The 1220-nt window shown below is 49.3% G+C and carries 1 protein-coding gene and 1 pseudogene; one reads left to right on the top strand and one right to left on the bottom strand.

Annotation, left to right across the window (positions count from 1 at the left end):
* Window positions 1-490 (top strand): annotated as a pseudogene (locus IQ242_RS25190) (esterase); the annotation flags it as partial.
* A 10-nt stretch (window positions 491-500) separates the two neighbouring features.
* On the opposite strand, the gene IQ242_RS25185 reads toward IQ242_RS25190, so the two are convergent.
* Window positions 501-1220, bottom strand: a 720-nt coding sequence (locus tag IQ242_RS25185) for a carbohydrate kinase (RefSeq protein WP_193961837.1), incomplete at its 5' end; no start/stop codon positions are given.

The following is a 1220-nucleotide window of genomic DNA, read 5'->3' as shown; positions in this document are numbered from 1 at the left end:
CTCTAATCGTTCTTTATCCTATCTCGTCCGGGATACCTGGGGGAAACATTTGGAAAAAGCGATCGCCAGGGAATTACGCAAGTTAGCCAAACGCATCCATAAAGCTCATCCCGATCATATCGATCCCCAAGCAATTACTCGCGCCACCACGATTGCAGGATTCGATCGAGAATTAGTGATTAAAAACTTAGGATTTGAGACAGTTTTTGACTATTATGCCGCTAGTAGTCCCTTGCCCTTTCAACCCTACTTAACTAAACCCACTTTTATCCTCTACGCGGCCGATGATCCCCTCTTTTCCCCCGCAGTCATTCCCGATCTGCAAGCAGCGATCGCTGATAATCCCCACGTGGATCTACTCTTAACCAACTATGGCGGTCATGTGGGTTATATCAGCAGTTTATCCTGTCAGCGTCAGTGGGGCGATAGCGATCGCTGGTGGGCATGGAATCGGGTTTTAGACTGGTTTGACCAAAAAACTGGCAAATAAGGGCTAATTACTAGGATTCAAAGGCCGCTAGAAACTCCTCCACCTGTTCCCGAGTCGGTTGGGATGCGATCGCTCCTGCTCTTCTTGTCACCATTGCCCCCACCGCACAGGCATAAATCACCGCCTTACGCGCTAAATCGGCATTTTCCTCGATTTGATCGCCTCCCAGAGCGGCACGAGCCAAAAAACCCGCCACAAAGCCATCCCCTGCCCCAGTTGTATCCACTACCTCCCCAGAAAAAGCCTCGACAGCACCGCTATTTTCGCCTAAATGATATTTACACCCTTTTGCGCCGCCAGTAACCAGAATTGCCCCTAAATTGGGGTATTGTGATGATATTTCTCTGGGGGTATCAGTGCCAAATAACCATGCTGCTTCTTCCTCGCTACATTTGAGCAAATCGGCCTGGGCAATAAAATCTCGAATGATATCAGGGGCAGCCTCAAGATTAGGCCAAAAAACCGGTCGCCAGTTGATATCGACCAATACTTTCACCCCGTAAATTTTAGCCAATTCGAGGGCGCGCATCATCGCAGCTCTCGCCGGGGGATAGGCTAACCCTAGGGTTCCCATCACTAGATAATCGGCATTTTTCCAGAGATTTTCGGGCAATAGGTCAGCATTAAGGGCAGTATCGGCAAAATCAGTCGTTTTTCTGCCCCCAAAACCTGCAAAATGTCTGTCTCCCCCAACATCACGGGTGACATAAACTTGTCGGGTGGGTAGGGT

Source organism: Microcystis sp. LEGE 08355, assembly GCF_015207185.1.
Lineage (GTDB): Bacteria > Cyanobacteriota > Cyanobacteriia > Cyanobacteriales > Microcystaceae > Microcystis > Microcystis panniformis.
The sequence above is the reverse complement of the archived record's forward strand: the minus strand, read 5'-3'. Positions and strand labels throughout refer to the sequence as shown.